This is a genomic window from Lentzea sp. NPDC004782, assembly GCF_040609115.1.
Lineage (GTDB): Bacteria > Actinomycetota > Actinomycetes > Mycobacteriales > Pseudonocardiaceae > Lentzea.
The window spans coordinates 156,392-174,439 of the sequence record NZ_JBEXJN010000003.1 but is presented as its reverse complement, the minus strand read 5'-3'; the positions used below and the strand labels follow the sequence as shown (position 1 = coordinate 174,439).

Below are 18,048 nucleotides of genomic sequence, written 5' to 3'. Positions count from 1 at the left end.
GATGCAGCCCGCCGCGACCACGCTCCGAGGCGCCCTGCTCGTTCTCGGTCGGAACGACCCGGCGTGGCTGGACGAGGTCGACCGGCAGCTCGGCAACGTCCTGACCGGCACCGAGCTGCACAAGTCGATGCACGGCATCCTGGGCTGGATCGCTTCGGGCAGCGAGGTGCCGGAGCTCGTCAGGGACGCGCTGCGGCACGCCGTCGAACGGTTGTCCTCCGTCCGCCGCGGCCGAGCGAGGCTCGAACTCGTCTCGGCGATCCACACCACGATCTTGGCGCGGACCTTCTTCGACCAGGTCCGCACCACCCTGGCCGAAGTGTTCGAGCTGCAGGTCAACGCCGCGCGCAACTGGCACCAGGAAGAGCACTCGTTCGTCTCGTACCTCTACTCGGACGACCTGCCGGTGCTCGACAGCGCACGAGCCCTCGACGCACATTTCGAGGACGTCAGAAGCTGGGTGGCCGACCGCGCTGAACGGGTGCACCGCGCGCTGTACCGACTACATCCTTGCCCCGGCATCGGAGTGCTGTCGGATTTCGGCTTCATCGACGCGACGACGTCCGCGTACTCGACGTCCTTCACGACGTTCGCCCAGGACGTGCCGGAGTTCGCGGTGTGGCTGGAAGCGACCGCCGAGCTGCTGCCGTCGCCGCGGGACCGTCCCCCGGTGGAAGGTCCGCTGGAGCGGCTGAGCCGCGCCAACCAGGCGCTGGTCACTCAACCCCTGGCGGGTGAATCCCACCTGCCGACCCTCGACCAGCTTTACGTCAGGCCGGCCTTCCGGACCGTGGCGGCAAGCCCTTCAGCGAGGTTCACCGACGACAGGTGGTGGTCGGAGGTCCCGGAGCGAAACGACTTCGAGCTGACCCTGGCCAGACATCTCAGCAGCCCTCGGGCCACCAGGGCGCCGCTGCTCGTGATCGGTGACGCCGCCGGGGGGAAGTCGGCGCTGACCAGAATGCTCGCGGCCTTCCCGCCGATGGGAGACGAGGCGGTCGTGCGCGTCCCGTTGCGATCGGCAAACCCGAGCCTGGCGGTGGCGGACCAGGTCGACGAAGCGTTGCGGTACTTCACGGGCGGCCAGGTCACGTGGGACGACCTCGCCGACCTCGTGTCCGTCGTCGTGCTCGACGGGTTGGACGAGTTGTCGTCGTCGAGGCCCGACAGCAACTACCTGTCCGAGGTCGTCAGGTTCCAGCAGAACGAGGCCGCCTGGGATCGCGCGGTCGCGGTCGTGGTCACCTCGCGCCCGTCGGGCCTGGATCACGTGCTCATTCCCGACCGCGTACCGGTGGCCCGGCTGGAACCGTTCGACGACGTGAGGATCCGGGCGTGGATCGAGCGGTGGAACGCAGCGACAGCGGGTACGCCGCGGCGACCTCTGCGAGCCGAAGCCGTGCTCGCCCACGCATCGCTGGCACGGCAGCCACGGCTGCTCTTCATGATGGCCAGGTACTTCACCGACCCGTCGATTCCGGAGCCACCCGGCAACCTCTCCACCACCGCTCTGCAGCAGCGGCTGCTGGAACTCCGCGCGCAACGGGTCGGCGTGGCGCCGGACCTGCTGGCCGTGGCGGCGCTGGGCATGTTGAACCGCAGCCGGCAGTGGATCTCCAAGGCCGAGTTCTCCGACGATGTCAGGGCGCTCGGTCTCCAGAGCGCCCAGGTGGACGACCTCCAGCTGCGATCAGGCCCCCTCGCCGACTTCCAGATCGCGTCCTACCTGTTGAAGTTGCTCACCGAACCGGACGACGAACTTCTCTTCGCGCTGCTCAGCCACGCGGACCTGAGCACACGGCCGTCCGTCCTGACGACGGCGGCGGAGTTGGCGCGCCCGGTGGCCACCCAGGTCCTGACCACCTTGGCCAGGAACTACCACCGGCCGCGAACGGGTGGACATCCGGCATACCGGCCAACGCCCCGTCCGTCCGAGTCGACCTTCACCGCGAACCTGCACCTTCTGCGTACGCACATCACGGCCGGCAGCAGTGCGGCCCAGCCGGAATCGGCGCGGACCGGCGTCGAGTTCGTCCATCGCGGGCTGAAGGCGGGCACCGAGCCGGTCGGACAGGTCACCTGGTCCTCCGACGGGCAGTTGCTGAGCATGAACTCCGGTCGCCGGATCAGGTACTGGACGATCACCGACGGCTCCGCCCCGCGCGAGCGGGAATCACATCCCGACGTCACGGACGTCACCTGGCACCCGACCAGGCCGATGGCCGCGGTCGTGCAGCGCGAGGACGGCGCGAACCACCGGATCGTGCTCGTCAGTTTCGGCAACGGGGAGACCAGCGAGCTCCGCCCGGTGAGACACGGCACTCGCATCAGCTGGTCGCCCAGCGGCGCGGAACTCGCGCTCCTCGACCCCTTCGGACTGCTGATCATCGGGGTTGCCACCGGCCGCACCCTGCGCGAGCGCGAGTTCAGCAGAGTGTCCACGCGGTACGTCCCGAAGCCGCGCTGGACCCGCGACGGGCGTCATGTCCTGGTGGTTCATCGCCAGAACGTGCGTCTGCTCCGCTCCTCCGACCTGGCACGGGTGTGGGAGCGGCACCTTGGCGGTGAGGCACTTGAGGTCTTCGTGTCCGACGAGAAGCACGCGATCGGCGTGTTCGCCGGCGAGGAGCACGCGCTCGTCCTGATCCACGACCTCGTCGCCGACAAGGCGGTCGCGGTGCTCAACGAGCACAAGGGTCCGCTCCTCAGCGCCAAGTTCTCCCCGGACGGTTCGCTGCTCGCGACCCTGGCCGAGGACGACACGGTGAAGATCTGGCGGTCCCGGGACTGGCAGTGCGTCGCCACCCTGGAGAGGAAACACGTCGAACGCCGCGGCGGACTCGCCTTCCACCCCACCAAGCCCCTGCTCGCGGTCAAGGACGGCAACACGGTCGACATCGTCCGCCTCGACCACGAGGTGCTGGATCGCATCGGCCCGGCGAAGACCGCCCGCCGGTACACCAACGCGAAGGTGGTGCTCGTCGGCGACACCGGCGTCGGCAAGTCCGGTCTGGGCCTGGTGCTGAGCGGCAAGCCGTTCGCCCCCACCGAGTCGACGCACGGCCGCACCGTGTGGACGTTCGAGAAGACCTACGCGACCCTGCCGAGCAGCGACGTGCAGACGCGGGAGACGCTGCTCTGGGACCTCGCCGGCCAGCCCGGCTACCGGATGGTGCACCAGCTGCACCTCAACGAGGTGGCCGTGGCTCTGGTGGTGTTCGACGCGCGCAGCGAGACCGACCCGTTCGCCGGCGTGCAGTACTGGAGCCGGGCGCTCGCGCAGGCCCGCAGGCTCGACGGGGCGAACGCCGTGCGGATGCGCGTGTACCTCGTCGCGGCCAGGGCCGATCGCGGCACCGCGGCCGTGAGCCAGGAACGGATCCAGGAGACCCTCAAGGCGTTCGGGTTCGACGGGTACGTCGAGACGAGCGCCAAGGAGGGTTGGGGTGTCGGCGACCTCGTCCGCTCCATCCGCGACGGCATCGACTGGGACGCGCTGCCCGTGGTCAGCTCCAACGAGCTGTTCGAGGCGATCAGGGACTTCGTGGTCGAGGAGAAGCAGCAGGGCCGCATTCTGTCCACTGTGGACGACCTCGTGCACAGCTTCCGCCGCACCCAGCCGGACGCGCCGTCCGCCGAGGAGCTCAGCGGCAGCTTCACGGCCTGCATCGGACGACTGGAAAGCGTTGGCGTGGTGCGGAGGATGTCGTACGGCGACTACGTCCTCCTGCGCCCCGAACTGCTGGACTCCTACGCTTCGTCGCTGGTCCAGGCCGCGAAGGACGAGCCGGACGGCCTGGGCTTCGTCCGGGAGGACGACGCGCTCGAAGGTCGCTTCCGGATTCCCAAGGACGAGAAGCTGACCCATCCGCAGCAGGAACGGATCCTGCTCAACGCCGTCGTGCAGGAGCTCCTGCGCAGGGAGATCGCACTGAAGGAGGTCACCGACCGGGAGGTCGACCTGATCTTCCCCTCGCAGTTCACCCGGGAGCGGCCCGACGCGCCGCGGCTACCCGGCCAGGACGTGGTGTTCGCGTTCGACGGCCACCTGTACTCGATCTACTCGACGCTGGCGGTGCGGCTGGCGCACTCGCGGTTCTTCGAGAAGGACGAGATGTGGCACAACTCCGCCACCTACAAGGCGGACGCGGGCCTGTGCGGCATCACCATCCGCGAGGTCGAGGAGGGCAAGGGCGAGCTGGCGCTGTGCTACGACGAGCAGGTGGTGCCGCTCGTGCGCAAGCAGTTCGAGGCCTACGTCGTCGAGCACCTGGAACAACGCGCCGGTGAGGTCACGATGCGGCGGGTGCGCAGGTGCGGGCTCTGCGGCTACACGATTCCCGACGACCTCGTGCGGGGCAGGCGGGCGCGCGGCAAGACGAAGATGACCTGTCCGCAGTGCGACGACTTCGTCATCCCGCTCGTCGACGGCCCCGACGAGGTCGGCGACGTCCGCCCCGCAGTGGCCGAGATGAACTCCAACGCGAACGCGCAACGGGACGAGGACGTCGCGGCGACCACGCTGCGGGGCAAGCGGGAGGCCGGGGACTACGACGTCTTCCTGTGCCACAACGTCCGCGACAAGCCGCAGGTGCTCAAGATCGTCGCGGAGCTGCACCGGCGCGGGATCCTGCCGTGGCTCGACGTCCACGACATCCAGCCGGGCTCGCGGTGGCAGCAGGAGATGGCCAAGGGCATCGAGAAGAGCCGGTCCGCCGCCGTGCTCATCGGTCCGGCGGGGCCGGGACCGTGGCACGAGGCGGAGATGGAGCTCATCAACGACTGGTCGGCGCGCAACAAGAGCCGCCGGGTCATCCCGGTCATCCTCGACGGCACCGACGGCGACCCGGAACTTCCCGGCTTCCTGCGGGTCTGGTCGACCGTCGACATGCGGACGGCCGACCCCGACCCGATCGAGCAGCTGGTCTGGGGGATCACCGGCAGGCATCCCCGGTGGCTCTGACTCAGCAGGACTTGCGGAGGATCGACCCGGTCGTGCCCGGCAGCGCCACCGAGCGGACGGACGCGCCCTTCTCGTTGGTCTGCGGCTCAGACAGCCGCACGGTGACGGCACGGCTGCCCGTCTTGTTCGCGTTGACGAGCACCGTGCCGCACGCGAAGTCACGCCGGAAGACGTTGGTGGTCACCTCGTAATACGAGCCGGCCGGTTCGCCGAGATCCCAGTCGTACTCGGCATGCCACGCGGACGCGTTGTCGTAGCGGTCGGTCTCCTCGATGTCGGAGATCGCCGCGTGCGAACCGGCGGCCAGCAGGTAGCTCGCGAAGGCGTAGCGGAACGGCTGCTCGGCTCCGCTGTGGTGCGGCTGCACCCAGGTGATCTTGCCCTTGGCCTCGTTCTCGGTGATCTGCGCGATCTGCCGGCTCCAGCCTTCGGGGTACTCGGAGAGCAGGTCCGTGTCGCTGAAGGTCAGCCACCACTCGTCGAAGCCGCCGTCGAGGTACTCGACGTAGCTGTCCCAGGCGCCCTCGTGCAGGCGGGCGTTGGACATGTTGGCGACGGTCTTGAGGCCCGCGTCGACGAACTTCTGCCGGGTGTTGGCGAGCATCGAGCGGTACGCGTCGCGCATCGCCTCGTCGGTCGGGTACGCCGCCGGGCAGACGCCGTCGTGGTAGGTGTCGCAGGCGAACAGCGCGTTGTCCATGAACACGCCGTCGAAGACGTTCCGCGACGACGCGATCACGTTGTCGGCCCAGGCGTTCTGGTAGTCGGTGTTGCCGACGTCCATCTGCCAGTGGCCCTCATATCCGCTGTATTCGAAACGCTCACCGTTTGAGTCGAGAAGAAACCACTCAGGGTGATTGACCGAGGCCTCGCAGTAACCGACACCGGTCGGCAGATCGGTGTTGTCGACGCCGTTCTCGCACGCGTAGCTGCGAGTCGAGGAAAGGTCTTTGTAGACGAACGTCCGGATCTTCGGATTGGCCGCCTTGAACTTCGCGGCAAGATCACCCTCCCAGGCGTTGAGCACGACGTACGAACGCCGCCGCGCTTCCTTGGTGATCATTTCATCAGTGGTCGGCGTGCTGTTCATGTGCAACCAGTACGACTTCGCCGTGGGGCTGCTTTCCCCCGCTTGGGCTGCGGGCACCAGGGTCACCGCCAGCACACCCGCCAAGATCGAAATTCCGAATGAACGCACGCCGAACCCCATCTCGCCTTGCACTCCGATTTCGGAGTATTAGACGGGACAAAGTTCGTCTCATTTGTAGTGAGCAACGCGAAAATTTTCACTGTTAATCGGAAAAGGCGGTGAGTTTCGTCATTGCCACGCCTGCGCGTGTCTCAAATCACTTGAAGAACCGGGGCGCGTCACGAACAATGCGCGCCCCGGCGGACGAGCTACATCTGCAGCTGCACGTACGGCGTCTGCTCCGCCGACATCGGGATCTGGAACCGCTGCGTCAGGTAGGTGGCGATGTCGTGGAACAACGGCGCCGCCGTACCGCTGAACTGGGTGCCGTGCGGGTTGTCGAGCATGATGCCGATGACGTAGCGCGGGTGGTCGGCCGGCAGGATGCCGCCGAAGGTGATCCAGTACTGCGACTGCGAGTAGCACTTGCAGTTCTGGTCGATCTGCTGCGCGGTACCGGTCTTGCCCGAGATCTGGTAGCCGGGCAGCGCGGCCTGGGGGCCGGTGGCGGTCTGGTTCGCGTCGCGGGGGTTGACCTGGGCCACGTAGCGGAACATGTCGCGGACCGTCTTCGCGGTCTGCGGCGACACCACGCGGACGCCGTCCGGGCGCGGCTTCTCGGACCGAGCGCCCTCCTCGCCGATCTCGGCGCGGATCAGGCGGGGCGGGATGCGCAGGCCGTCGTTGGCGATGGCCTGGTACATGCCGGTCATCTGCAGCAACGTCATGGAGAGGCCCTGGCCGATCGGCAGGTTGCCGAACGTCGAGCCGGACCACTGGTTCAGCGGCGGCACCACACCGGCCTCCTCGGCGGGCACACCGGAGTTGGTGCGCCGGCCGAGACCGAACTTCTGCAGCATCTCGGCGTAGCGCTCCTTGCCGACCTCCTGCGCCGCCATCAGCGTGCCCACGTTCGAGGACCTGGCGAAGACGCCGGTGAACGACAGGGGCACGGTGCCGTGCCCCCACCAGTCCTTGATCGTGCGGTCGGCGACCTTGATCGAGCCCGGCACCTGCAGCACGTCGTCCGGCTTGAACAAGCCGTACTCGACGGCCGCCGCCGCCGTGACGATCTTGTTCACCGAACCCGGTTCGAACAGCGAGGAGACCGCCGCGTTGCGGAGCTGGTCCTCGGTGGCCTTGCCGAAGTCGGTGGGGTCGTAGGTCTTGTCGTTGGCCATGGCGACGATCTCGCCGGTGCGGCTGTCCAGCACGATCGCCGACGCGGTCTTGGCGCCCGACTTCTTGGCGTAGTCGGTGACCATCCGCTGCACGGCGTACTGGGTGTCGACGTCGATCGTGAGCTCGAGGCTCTTGCCCGGCTGCGGGCGCACGAGCTCCTGCTCGGTGTTCGGGATGACGAGCGTGTCGTCGCCGGACATGGTGTCGACCACGCGCCGTCCCATGCGGCCGGCGAGCACGTTGTCCTGCGAGTTCTCCAGGCCGAGGATGCCCTGCGTGGTCGGCGGCTTCTCCTCCTGGCGCCAGTTCGCCGCGCCGATGATGTTCGAGGCCAGCTCGCCGTTCGGGTAGATCCGCTTGGCGCGGTACTCCGAGCCGATCTCGGCCGGGTACTTCGCGACGATCTTCGCGGCCTTCGCCGGTTCCGCCTCACTGACCAGGACCTCGTAGCTGATGTCCTTGACCAGCTGCTGGTAGACGGTCTCCTCGTCGGTCTTCTCGCCGTTGACCTCCGGGCCGAGCGTCGACGAGATGAACTTGGCGACCTCACGCATGTGGTCTTCGTAGGAGAGCGGGTACTGCTTCGGGTCCTTCTGGTGGGCGGCGTCCCAGTTCTTCCTGGCTCGCTGCGGAAGGATGTAGAGGGCCCTGACCTCGACGGAGAACGCGAGCTGGTTGCCGTTGCGGTCGAGGATGGAGCCCCGGCTGGCCGCGATGTTCTGGCGCGTCGTGCGCTGCAGCTTCGCCTGCTCCGAGAGCTCCTTCGAGTCCAGGCCCTGCACCTGCACCAGCTTCACGGCGGCGAGCACCAGCGCGCCGATCAGCAGGATGCGGCCGATGGCGAAGCGCATCCGGCTGTTGCCGCCGAGCCGTGCGGCGGGGCGAGGACCGCGCACCGACAACGGGCGGCGCGGCCCCCTCTGCTGGGGACCCGGCATCAGCCACCCGCCGGAGGCGTCTGGTTGCCCGCGGGCGGGTTCTGCCCCGCCGGCGGCTGCTGACCCGCGGGCGTCTCGGAGGACGGCGGCGGCGGAGGTGTCGACTTGGTCGGCGCGCTCGGCTTGCCGAACTCCTCGATCGAGCCGTCCGGGTTCTGCCGCAGCCGAGCCGGGTTCGTCGGCTCCACGAGGCCCATCTCGCCGGCCCGGCGCGCGAGGTCGGTCGGCGACTCCAGCAGCGCGACCTCGCGGCGCAGCTGCTCCGTCCGCAACTGCAGCTTCTCCGCCTCGGCCTTCGCCTCCTGCAGGCGGTAGGTGTCGGCGGCGGCCTGGGTCGAGAAGTACATGATCCCGGCGACGCCCGCGCCCAGCACGAGCATCACCAGCACCACGAACGGCGCCTTCGACGCGGGCTTGGGCTGCGGCGCCGCGGCACCGCCCCGCAGGTTCTGGGCGCGCTGGGCCCGGCGCGCGTAGGCACGTTCGGCACCGGCGGTCCGCCGCCGCGCCTTGTTCTGCTCTTCCGCCTTCTTCTTGGAAGGGTCGCGGGGCGACGGCCCACCGACCCTCGCGGGTGCCGTCATCTCGGTTCTCCGATCCGTTCCGCCGCCCGCAGCCGCACCGGCGCCGCGCGCGGGTTGTCCTCGATCTCCTGCTCCGACGCGAGCTCCGCGCCCTTCGTGAGCAACCTGAGCTCCGGTCCGTGCCCCGGCAGCTCGACCGGCAGACCCGGCGGCGTCCTCGACTTCGCCAGCTCCGCGAACGCCTGCTTCACCATCCGGTCCTCGAGCGACTGGTACGACTCGACGACGATCCGGCCGCCCACGCCCAGCACGCCCAGCGCGGCGGGAAGGGCCAGCCGCAACGACTCCAGCTCGCCGTTGACCTCGATCCGCAGCGCCTGGAACGTGCGCTTGGCCGGATGACCGCCGGTGCGCCGCGACGCCGCGGGGACGACGTTGTACAGCAGCTCGACGAGCCGCCCCGAGTTGGTGAACGGCGCCTTCTCGCGTTCCTTCAGCACCGCCGAGGCGATCTTGCCCGCGAACCGCTCCTCGCCGTAGGTGGAGAGGATGCGCGCGAGGTCGCCGTGCGAGTAGGTGTTGAGCACGTCCGCCGCCGTCATGCCGGTGCCCTTGGACATCCGCATGTCGAGCGGCGCGTCCTTCGAGTACGCGAACCCGCGCTCCTCCTCGTCCAGCTGCAGCGAGGACACGCCGAGGTCCATCAGCACACCGTCCACACGGGAGTAACCGAGGTCCGCCACGGCTTCGTCGATGTGGTCGTAGGTGACGTTGACGAGATGGACGCGATCACCGTGACGCGCCAGGCGTTTCCCGGCCATCTCGATGGCCTGCGGGTCGCGGTCGAGCCCGATGAGCGTCAGCTCGGGGTGCGCGCTCAACAGCGCGTCGGAGTGGCCGCCCATGCCGAGCGTCGTGTCGACCACGACGGCGGGCCTGCCTTGCAGCGCCGGAGCGAAGAGTTCCAGGACGCGGTCCAGCAGCACCGGAACGTGCCGCGGCTGATCCATCGTCCCTCGACTCCCCTGATGCGCGTTCGGGTGACGTCAGGTCCCCGCCCGCCCGTCGGACCTGGCGCCGGGGAAGGTGCGCCAGGGCCGGTAGTCGAGCGGACCGAGGCCTCACGGCACCCGAATCGCGTGTGGAACATCCGGCCTGTTGCTCGGCTGACCGCCATCAGAAGACGCCCGGTATGACCTCCTCGCGAGCCGTGGCGTAGCCGTCCTCGTGCTCGTCGAGATAGGTCTGCCAGGCCTGCGCGTCCCAGATCTCCAACCTGGTGAACGCGCCGACGACCACGCACTCCTTGGTCAGCCCGGCATACCGGCGCAGTTCCGGTGCGATCAGAACGCGGCCCTGACCGTCCGGACGCTGCTCGTCCGTACCTGCGAACAGATAACGCTGATAGGCGCGTACGGCGTCGTTGGTGAACGGCGCCTCGGCGACCTTCCTCGCCATCTGCTCGAACTCAGCCCGGGGAAACACGTACAGGCAGTGGTCCTGGCCTTTGGTGACCATGAGACCTCCCGCCAGTTCGTCCCGGAACTTCGCAGGCAGTGTCAGCCGACCCTTGTCGTCCAGGCGCGGGCAGTGAGTGCCGAGGAACACGGCAGCCACCTCCCTTGCCGGGCGACGGACCGGCAGCGGGGCCCCCGTCTGCCCCACCGGCCGCCACAGTACCCCACTTTTCACCACAGTCAACGCTGAAACAGGTGTTTGCACACCAACTCGTGACTCGTTTGCCCAGGTAGACAAGGGTGGGGAGGCGTGGGGGGACGGTGGGGGACGCGCTCCGGCTCCACCTGCGCGAGTGAGGGTTCTGGCCCGATTCACCACTCGAACGGCCTAGAAATTTCCGCCAAAACGAGGGGTTGAGACGCGTTGGTGGGGGAAGGTGGAAACTGGTGGGGCGAACCCGATGTAGCCCGCAGGTGTAGGGCACTTAGCCGTGGTTTGACACACTGCGTGAAACGCTCACACGTCCGTGTTCCGGACACGGCTGCTGGAGGTTTAGTGACACCGGGAAGCCCAAGCGCGAACAGCCACGCGCCGGTCGATCAGATCCTCGGGGAGTTGCACGGCGCCGTCCAGCGGATCGCCGCCAACGTCGAACGGGTGCTCGTCGGCAAACCCGACGTGGTCCGGCTCGCCCTCGTGACGCTGCTCGCCGAAGGGCACCTGCTCGTGGAGGACGTGCCGGGCGTCGGCAAGACGTCCCTGGCGAAAGCGCTTGCCCGTTCCATCGACTGCACCGTGAGCCGCGTGCAGTTCACGCCGGACCTGTTGCCGAGCGACATCACCGGCTCCTCCATCTACAACCGGCAGGAGAACGACTTCGAGTTCCGGCCGGGACCGATCTTCGCGAACATCGTGGTCGGCGACGAGATCAACCGCGCCTCCCCCAAGACGCAGTCCGCTCTGCTGGAGTGCATGGAGGAGCACCAGGTCACGGTCGACGCGAACACCTACCCGCTCGGCTCGCCGTTCATGGTGATCGCGACGCAGAACCCGATCGAGATGGAGGGCACCTACGCCCTGCCGGAGGCCCAGCGCGACAGGTTCACCGCGCGCGTGTCGGTCGGTTATCCCGACCCGGCCGCCGAACTGGCGATGGTCGACGAGCACGCGGGCCACAACCCGCTCGACGACCTGCGGCCCGTCTCGGACGCGGCCCAGGTCCTGCGGTTGATCGAGGCCGTGCGCCGGGTGCACCTCTCCCCCGAGGTGCGCCGGTACGCCGTCGAGCTGGTGTCGGCCACGCGCCGGCTGCCGGAGCTGCGGCTGGGCGCGTCGCCGCGGTCGACGTTGCACCTCGTGCGTGCCGCACGGGCGCAAGCCGCGCTGGCGGGTCGTGACTTCGTTGTGCCCGACGACATCCACGCGATCGCGATCCCGGTGCTCGCGCACCGGCTCGTGCTGACCGCCGAGGCGCAGGCCGCCCGCCGGTCCCCCGCCGAGCTGATCAGGGCGCTGCTGCAACGGGTTCCCGTTCCGACCGCGGCACTCGACCCGAGCGCAGCCTTTGTCCGCAGCATCAACAACAACGCAGGGACACCACGCTGACGATGCGCACCGCACTCTCCGGTCTGACCACACGCGGAAGATGCTTGCTGGCCGCGGGGTTCGCCGCCGGAGTGTGCGCCGCGGTGCTGAACGAACGCGACCTGCTGCGGGTCGCCGCCTTCGTGATCGCGCTGCCCCTGCTGGCCGCGTGGCTCGCGACGAGGGCACGGGTGGGGCTGCACGCCGCCCGGTTCCTCGCGCCGAGCCGCGTGCCGGTGGGGGCCGCGTCCGAGGTGAAGCTGGACCTGCGCAGCACCGGCCGGTTGCCGACGGGCGGGCTGATGCTCGAGGACACCGTGCCGTACGCGCTGGGCGCGCGGCCGCGGTTCCTCGTGGAACGGTTGCCGCGCAACACGCCCACGTCGTTGCGCTACCCGCTCAAGCCGGTGATGCGCGGCATCCAGCAGGTCGGTCCGCTGATGGCGCGGATCACCGACCCGTTCGGCCTCGCGGAGTTCGACCGCGAGCTGGCCGGCCGGTCGCGGCTGGTCGTGGTGCCCCGGGTCGTGCGGCTGGCCGGGCTGCCCGGCGGTTCCGGCATGGGCGCGGGCGACGACGGCTCGGTGCGGCTGCGGGCCGGTCAGGGCGAGGACGACGCCGTGGTGCGCCCGTACCGGCACGGCGACGACCTGCGGAAGGTCCACTGGCGGTCGACGGCCCGGCGCGACGAGCTGATGGTGCGCGTCGAGGAACGCCCGTGGCGCGGCGGAACGACGGTGCTGCTGGACCACCGGGTGTACGCGCACCGTGGCAGCGGCCCTACCGCGTCACTGGAATGGGCGATCTCGTTCGTGGCGTCGATCTGCCTGCACCTGCACCACTTCGGCCACCAGGTGCGCCTGGTCTCCGAGGACGGGCGGGTGCTCGCGGGCGGGTCGTCCGACGGCGGGCACAGCGACCACGTGGTGCTGGACTCGCTCGCCGCGCTGCAGGGTTCGCACCGGCGTGAGCTCAGCGCCGGCATCGACCCCGGCGCGGGCCAGGAGGTCATCGCGGTGCTCGGCGGCGTGTCCCCGGCGTCGGTGGAAGAGCTGATCAGGTACCGGCCGCGCGGCATGCGCAGCCTGGCCGTGCTGCTGGACGTGAACGCCTGGGCCGGCGGCTCCGACGCCACCGCGCCCGACCCCGAGGACGCGCGGCGGTTGCTGAGCAGCGCGGGCTGGGGTGTGGCGATCGCGAAGCCGTCGGCGTCGATGCAACAGGTGTGGCAGGAGTTGTGCGCCTCGGCCAGCCACCGGGGGCCGTCCATGCGCTCGGAGGTGGGCTGAGATGGGGTCGCGTTCCGCTCCCGCGAAGGGCGCCGAACCGGAGTGGTTCACCTCGGCCACGCCGTGGATCGCGGCGCTCGCCGTGCTGTGCGCGTCGACCGCGCTGTCCGGCGTGATCGAGGGCGACCTGTGGCTCGTCCGGATCGGCGTGGTGATCGTCGCGATCACCGTGACCGGTGCGTTCCTGCGGGCGACCAGGCTCACCCCGCCGCTGGTCGCGATCGCCCAGGTGTTCGTGCTGTTGTGCCTGCTCACGGCGTTGCACACGCGGTCGGGCATCTTGCTGTTCATCCCCGGTCCGCAAGCGCTGGGCGACCTCGGCGACGTGCTCTCGGAGTCGGTCGCGCAGGTGCAGACCGGGGTGCCGCCGGTGCACGCGACACCGGCGATCCAGGCGCTCGTGGTGCTGGCGATCGGCCTGGTCGCGGTGCTGGTCGACACCCTCGCGGTGGCCGCGGCGGCCCCGGCGGCGTCCGGGCTGGTGCTGTTGTGCGTGTTCGCGGTGCCCGCGTCGCTGGCCGACGAGATGCTGCCGTTCTGGACGTTCGTCCTCGGCGCGGCGGCGTTCGCGATGCTGCTCGCGGTCGACGGGCAGCACCGGCACGAGGCCTGGCGCGGCCGGCTCGGATCGGGTTCGGCGAGCGGCTCCGGCGGCTCGGCGACGGCGGTGGCGGGCATCGCGATGGTGATCGCGTTGATCGTCGGCGCGGGCTTCACGATCGTCGGCACGGTCGGGCGGCTGCCGATGGGAGGCAGCGGTGGCGGCGGCAAGGGCGGCATCGGGCTGAGCGAGATGACGTCGTTGCGCGGCATGCTGAACCGCGGCCGGACCGCCGAGGTGTTCTACGTGCGCGGCATGACCGAGCCGACCTACATGCGCGCGACCACGCTCGCCAAGTACGTGCCGGACAAGGGCTGGGAACGCGGCACCGACCCCGGCGGCCAGCCCGCGCGCGGCGAGCTGCCCCCGCAGGCCGGTGACCGCGGCGAGGGCAAGACGACGCGGATCGACATCGAGCCGCGCGACTGGCGGAGCTTCTGGCTGCCGACCTACGGCGCCGTCCGCCGCATCGACACCCCGGACGACGACTACCGCTTCGACGTCAAGAAGGGCGTGATCTTCAGCCAGCGGGAACGCGAGCCGGACCCGTACACGATCGACACGGTGCTCTCGACGCCCACCAAGCAGTCGCTGCGCCTGACCCCGGACTCGAAGAACGCGGTCGACGCCGAGTACTACAAGTTCGACGGCGTCGAGCAGAAGGTCGTCGACCTCGCGAACAAGATCGTCGAGGGCGCCACCAACAACTTCGACAAGGCCGCCGCGCTGACGTCGTACTTCAACAACCCGGTCAACGGGTTCAAGTACGACCTCAAGACCCAGGGCGACGTCACCAAGGACGCGCTGACCGACTTCGTGACCAAGGGCAAGGTCGGCTACTGCGAGCAGTTCGCGTCCGCGATGGCCGTGATGGCCCGCGTGGTCGGCCTGCCGTCCCGCGTGGCGATCGGCTTCACCGCCGGCGTCCAGTCCGCCGACCACTCGTACCGCGTGATCAGCACCGACGACGCGCACGCGTGGGTCGAGATCTTCTTCCCGAACCACGGCTGGATGACCTTCGACCCGACGCCGATCTCCGACGGCCGCGGCATCGTGCCGCCGTACCTGCGCGAGACCTCGCCGGGCGCGGAGGAGCAGCCGACCGCCGAGACCAAGACCGAGACGGTGGCACCGTCCGCGTCCGGCTCGGCCAAGCCGTCCGCGAAGGCCGACGGTGACCAGGGCGACCAGGGCCAGCAGCAGGCCCTCCAGGAGGACACCTCGAAGGACTGGGTCCCGTACGCGCTGCTCGCGGCCTTCGTCCTCGCACTGGTCTTCCAGCTCGTACGCCTCTTCAGGGCGAAGGGCAAACGCGTCACCGGCGCTGTCTCCACGGCACTGTGGGCCGTCGTGGCGCTGCTCGCCGCGGCATGGCTCTCGTACATCCTGATGGCGCTCGTCCTGCTGCTGCTCGCCACGGCCACCCCTGCGGCAATCCGTGCGCTGCGTCGGCGCAGCCGGCTGCACGAGGTCTCCCGGCTGGGTCCTGGCGCGGCCACGGCCGCGTGGAGCGAGCTCCTGGCGGAGTCGATCGACCGCGGCGCGCTCGTGCCGCCGTCCGAGACGATCCGGACCGCTGCCCGGCGGCTGGCGCGCGAGCACAACCTCGACGACGCCGGCAAGGACGGCCTGCGCGTGGTCGTCGGGGCGATCGAGCGGTCCTGGTACAGCGCGAACCCGGCAGCCGACCCGGCACTGCCCGGAGCGCTGGCCGCGGTGCGGCACTCGTTGCGGCAGAACGCGCCGTTGTCGTTGCGGGCGCGGCTGTTCCCGAAGTCGGTGCTCAAGCCGAGCCCCGCCCCGGTGGCCGAGACGCCCGAGCGCGAGCCGGTAGGCGTCTAGCTCCTCCGACGCGAAAGGGCCCGCTCCCTCACGGGGGCGGGCCCTTCGGTACGAAGGCTTACTGCTCCTCGTCGAAGCGACGACGGAAGCGCTCCTCCATCCGTTCGGAGAACGAGCTGCGGCTGCGCGTCGGCCTGCCGTCTTCCTGCGTCCCCTCGGCGACCTGGTCTCCGCGACGCAGCGTCGTCAGGGTGATGAGCATGCCGAAGAACATGAGCAGGAAGCCGAAGACGCTCACGACGGGAATCCCGACGATGGCGAGCTTCGACAGGAAGCTCACACCGGCGACGAGCGCCGCCACACCTACTACGAACAACACGATGCCCTGTACACGGCGCCGCTTGGACGGCCGCCGCAACTTGGCGCCTCGTACGGTGGATGCGAACTTCGGGTCTTCGGCGTAGAGCGCGCGCTCGATCTGGTCGAGCAGTCGCTGCTCGTGCTCGGAGAGTGGCATCGTTCCTCCTCCGGCACAGCGGTCGCGGGCGCCGGGTGTACTCGGTTTCCGCCGAACCCGGCGGACGACCCACCCTGGGGACGTCACTCTCCAGGATACGATCCGCGCGGCCCGGCGACTACCCAGTCGGCCCTCTCATACGGTCGGTTCTGTCACCATCATCCTTCTAGGGCAGCGGTGAGGCCGTCGTGAGGCCTTCCTGCGGCCCTTGCAGTCGCGCTTTCAGGCGTTCGATCCCCCTCCGGCACGGAGCGTGACGTCGCGGAGCCACCCGTCTCAGTTGGGAGCTGTCCGACGTTCCGGGCTCAGGTTGCGCCCCGGAAGGCGCGGACGATCGTCGTCTCACCGGTGTTGCTCGCGCGGACGCCATCCCGCAGAGGTACGAGCAGCGGCCGATCGACCGGTTGACGGGTTCGCCGCTCATTCGCCGTTGAGTCGTGATCGTCCATGATGCACACTGCGTGCTGCCGCCGTCTGTGCGCGGCACCGGGGGAAGGTCGCTCTGCTCATGCGTGTTTCGTTGCGTGCTGCCATCGCGGTCGCGCTGCTGGTCGGGTTCTACGTGCTCGCCTCGGGGTTGATCGGCGGGCTGCTCGCGTTCGAGGCGTACGCGTTGGTGAACCGTCCGTTCGTCGGCCTGAAGCTGCTGTTCTTCGTGGCGCCCGTGGTCTTCGCGCTCGGCAAGGGCCTGATCTCGCTGGAGCGCCGCGTGCAGGACGGCGAGGTGCCCGGCACCCTCGTCACGCCCGCGGAGCAGCCCGCGCTCTGGGACCTGGTCCGCCGCCTGGCCGTCGACGTGGGCACCCGCCCGCCGGACGAGATCCGGATCTTCGCCGAGGCGAACGCCGGTGTCGCCGAGGACACCCGGTTCCTGGGGCTGCGCGTGCTGAAGCGCAGGATGTTCATCGGTGCTCCTCTGCTCACCTCCTTGACCGAGAAGCAGCTCATCGCCGTGCTCGCGCACGAGCTGGGGCACTACGCCAACAAGGACACCCGCCTCGCCGGAGTCGTTGTCTCCGGCCGCAACGCCATGCTGCGCGCCGGCTCGCACATGAACGCCGAGCACTGGTTCCAGCGCATGATCGTCAAGCTGTTCCGCAGCTACGCCAAGCTCTACTTCCGCGTCTCCCGGGCCATCAGCCGGCGCCAGGAGTTCGCCGCCGACCGCTTCGCGGCTCAGCTGGCCGGCTCCTCCGCGGCCTCGTCCGCACTGCGCGAGCTGGCGGTGATCGATGTCGCGTGGGCGCTCTTCACCGACCGCCACCTCACCGTCGCGTGGGAGCTCGGCTACCTCCCCGCGACGTTCTTCGACGGCTTCGCCCGCCTGCGCACCGCCCCCGAGCTCCGCGAGGAGCTGGAGGAGATCCGCCGGCACCCGTCCGACCCCGACCGCGGCCCGTACGACACGCACCCACCGCTGCCGGACCGCATCGCCGCCATCGACGCCCTGGCCCTGGAACCCGAGTCGGGCTGGGGCGACCGCCCGGCGGTCGAACTGCTCACCGACCCGATGCCGCTGCTCGACTCGGCCGTGCTGAACTCCCTGAACGCCGAAGCCGGTTCGAAGCAGCGCGTCGACTGGGCCACCCTCGGCCACATCGGCGCCCGAGCCCGCGTGGTGCACGGCACCGAACGGCTGTTGCAGGCGGCCGCCGAGGCGATGAACCAGCCGCCGTCACTGACGACGGTCCTCGACGCGCTCGACGCGGGCCGGCTGGCCGACCTGAGCACGGCGACCCCCGGCAACAGGGAAGCCGGCGCCCGAGCCCGCCGCGAGATGGCCCGCGGCGAGGTGCTGCCCGAGCTCTCCGCCTTGGTGGCACTGGCGTTCTCGGACGCGGGACTCGCCCGCTGGGAACTGGACTGGCTGGGGCGTGCCACGTTCGTCACCTCCTCCGACGACTTCGACATGGCCGGCCACCTGGACGCCGCGGTGGCCGACCACGGCAGCACCGAGGGCCTGCGCGAGGCGCTGGCCGTGGCCGGTGTCGCGCCCGGCTACCGCCCGGCGCGCTGACCGC

The 18,048-nt window shown here is 69.7% G+C and carries 11 protein-coding genes; 5 read left to right on the top strand and 6 right to left on the bottom strand.

Annotated features, from left to right (window positions below):
- The first annotated feature begins 1 nt into the window (after position 1).
- Entirely contained in the window at positions 2 to 4,963 is a 4,962-nt protein-coding gene (locus tag ABZV40_RS04105; protein ID WP_355435427.1) for a TIR domain-containing protein, read from the top strand.
- A 1-nt stretch (position 4,964) separates the two neighbouring features.
- Here ABZV40_RS04105 and ABZV40_RS04100 read toward each other — a convergent pair whose 3' ends face one another.
- From ABZV40_RS04100 to mraZ, 5 genes are all read right to left on the bottom strand, one after another.
- Entirely contained in the window at positions 4,965 to 6,128 is a 1,164-nt protein-coding gene (locus ABZV40_RS04100; RefSeq protein ID WP_355435424.1) for a putative glycoside hydrolase, read from the bottom strand.
- 233 nt (positions 6,129 to 6,361) lie between these two features.
- A complete protein-coding gene (locus ABZV40_RS04095) occupies positions 6,362 to 8,272 on the bottom strand; it encodes a penicillin-binding protein 2 (RefSeq protein ID WP_355435421.1) in 1,911 nt (636 codons plus the stop codon).
- The gene (locus tag ABZV40_RS04090) at positions 8,272 to 8,856 is read right to left on the bottom strand and encodes a hypothetical protein (RefSeq protein ID WP_355435418.1); all 585 of its coding nucleotides are present in this window, start codon (positions 8,854 to 8,856) and stop codon (positions 8,272 to 8,274) included. Before ABZV40_RS04090 ends, ABZV40_RS04095 begins: the two co-directional genes overlap by 1 nt.
- Positions 8,853 to 9,806: a 16S rRNA (cytosine(1402)-N(4))-methyltransferase RsmH gene (gene rsmH / locus ABZV40_RS04085; RefSeq protein WP_355435415.1), complete on the bottom strand. Its 954-nt coding sequence runs from the start codon at positions 9,804 to 9,806 to the stop codon at positions 8,853 to 8,855. Before rsmH ends, ABZV40_RS04090 begins: the two co-directional genes overlap by 4 nt.
- Before the next feature lie 166 nt (positions 9,807 to 9,972).
- Positions 9,973 to 10,404, bottom strand: a complete 432-nt coding sequence (gene mraZ, locus ABZV40_RS04080; protein ID WP_355435413.1) for a division/cell wall cluster transcriptional repressor MraZ — start codon at positions 10,402 to 10,404, stop codon at positions 9,973 to 9,975.
- Positions 10,405 to 10,857: 453 nt separating this feature from the next.
- Between mraZ and ABZV40_RS04075 the strand changes: the two genes are divergently transcribed.
- From ABZV40_RS04075 to ABZV40_RS04065, 3 genes are read left to right on the top strand one after another with little or no spacing between them, the layout of a single operon-like run.
- Positions 10,858 to 11,859, top strand: a complete 1,002-nt coding sequence (locus ABZV40_RS04075; protein ID WP_355435798.1) for a MoxR family ATPase — start codon at positions 10,858 to 10,860, stop codon at positions 11,857 to 11,859.
- A gap of 2 nt (positions 11,860 to 11,861) precedes the next feature.
- The gene (locus ABZV40_RS04070) at positions 11,862 to 13,127 is read left to right on the top strand and encodes a DUF58 domain-containing protein (RefSeq protein WP_355435410.1); all 1,266 of its coding nucleotides are present in this window, start codon (positions 11,862 to 11,864) and stop codon (positions 13,125 to 13,127) included.
- A 1-nt stretch (position 13,128) separates the two neighbouring features.
- Complete coding sequence (locus ABZV40_RS04065) at positions 13,129 to 15,570, top strand: DUF3488 and transglutaminase-like domain-containing protein (RefSeq protein ID WP_355435407.1); 2,442 nt, start codon at positions 13,129 to 13,131, stop codon at positions 15,568 to 15,570.
- 58 nt (positions 15,571 to 15,628) lie between these two features.
- On the opposite strand, the gene ABZV40_RS04060 is transcribed toward ABZV40_RS04065, so the two are convergent.
- On the bottom strand, positions 15,629 to 16,027 hold the full coding sequence (locus ABZV40_RS04060) for a DUF3040 domain-containing protein (RefSeq protein WP_355435404.1): 399 nt from the start codon (positions 16,025 to 16,027) through the stop codon (positions 15,629 to 15,631).
- Positions 16,028 to 16,535: 508 nt separating this feature from the next.
- On the opposite strand from ABZV40_RS04060, the gene ABZV40_RS04055 reads away from it, so the two are divergent.
- On the top strand, positions 16,536 to 18,044 hold the full coding sequence (locus ABZV40_RS04055; RefSeq protein WP_355435401.1) for a M48 family metallopeptidase: 1,509 nt from the start codon (positions 16,536 to 16,538) through the stop codon (positions 18,042 to 18,044).
- Positions 18,045 to 18,048 lie beyond the last annotated feature (4 nt).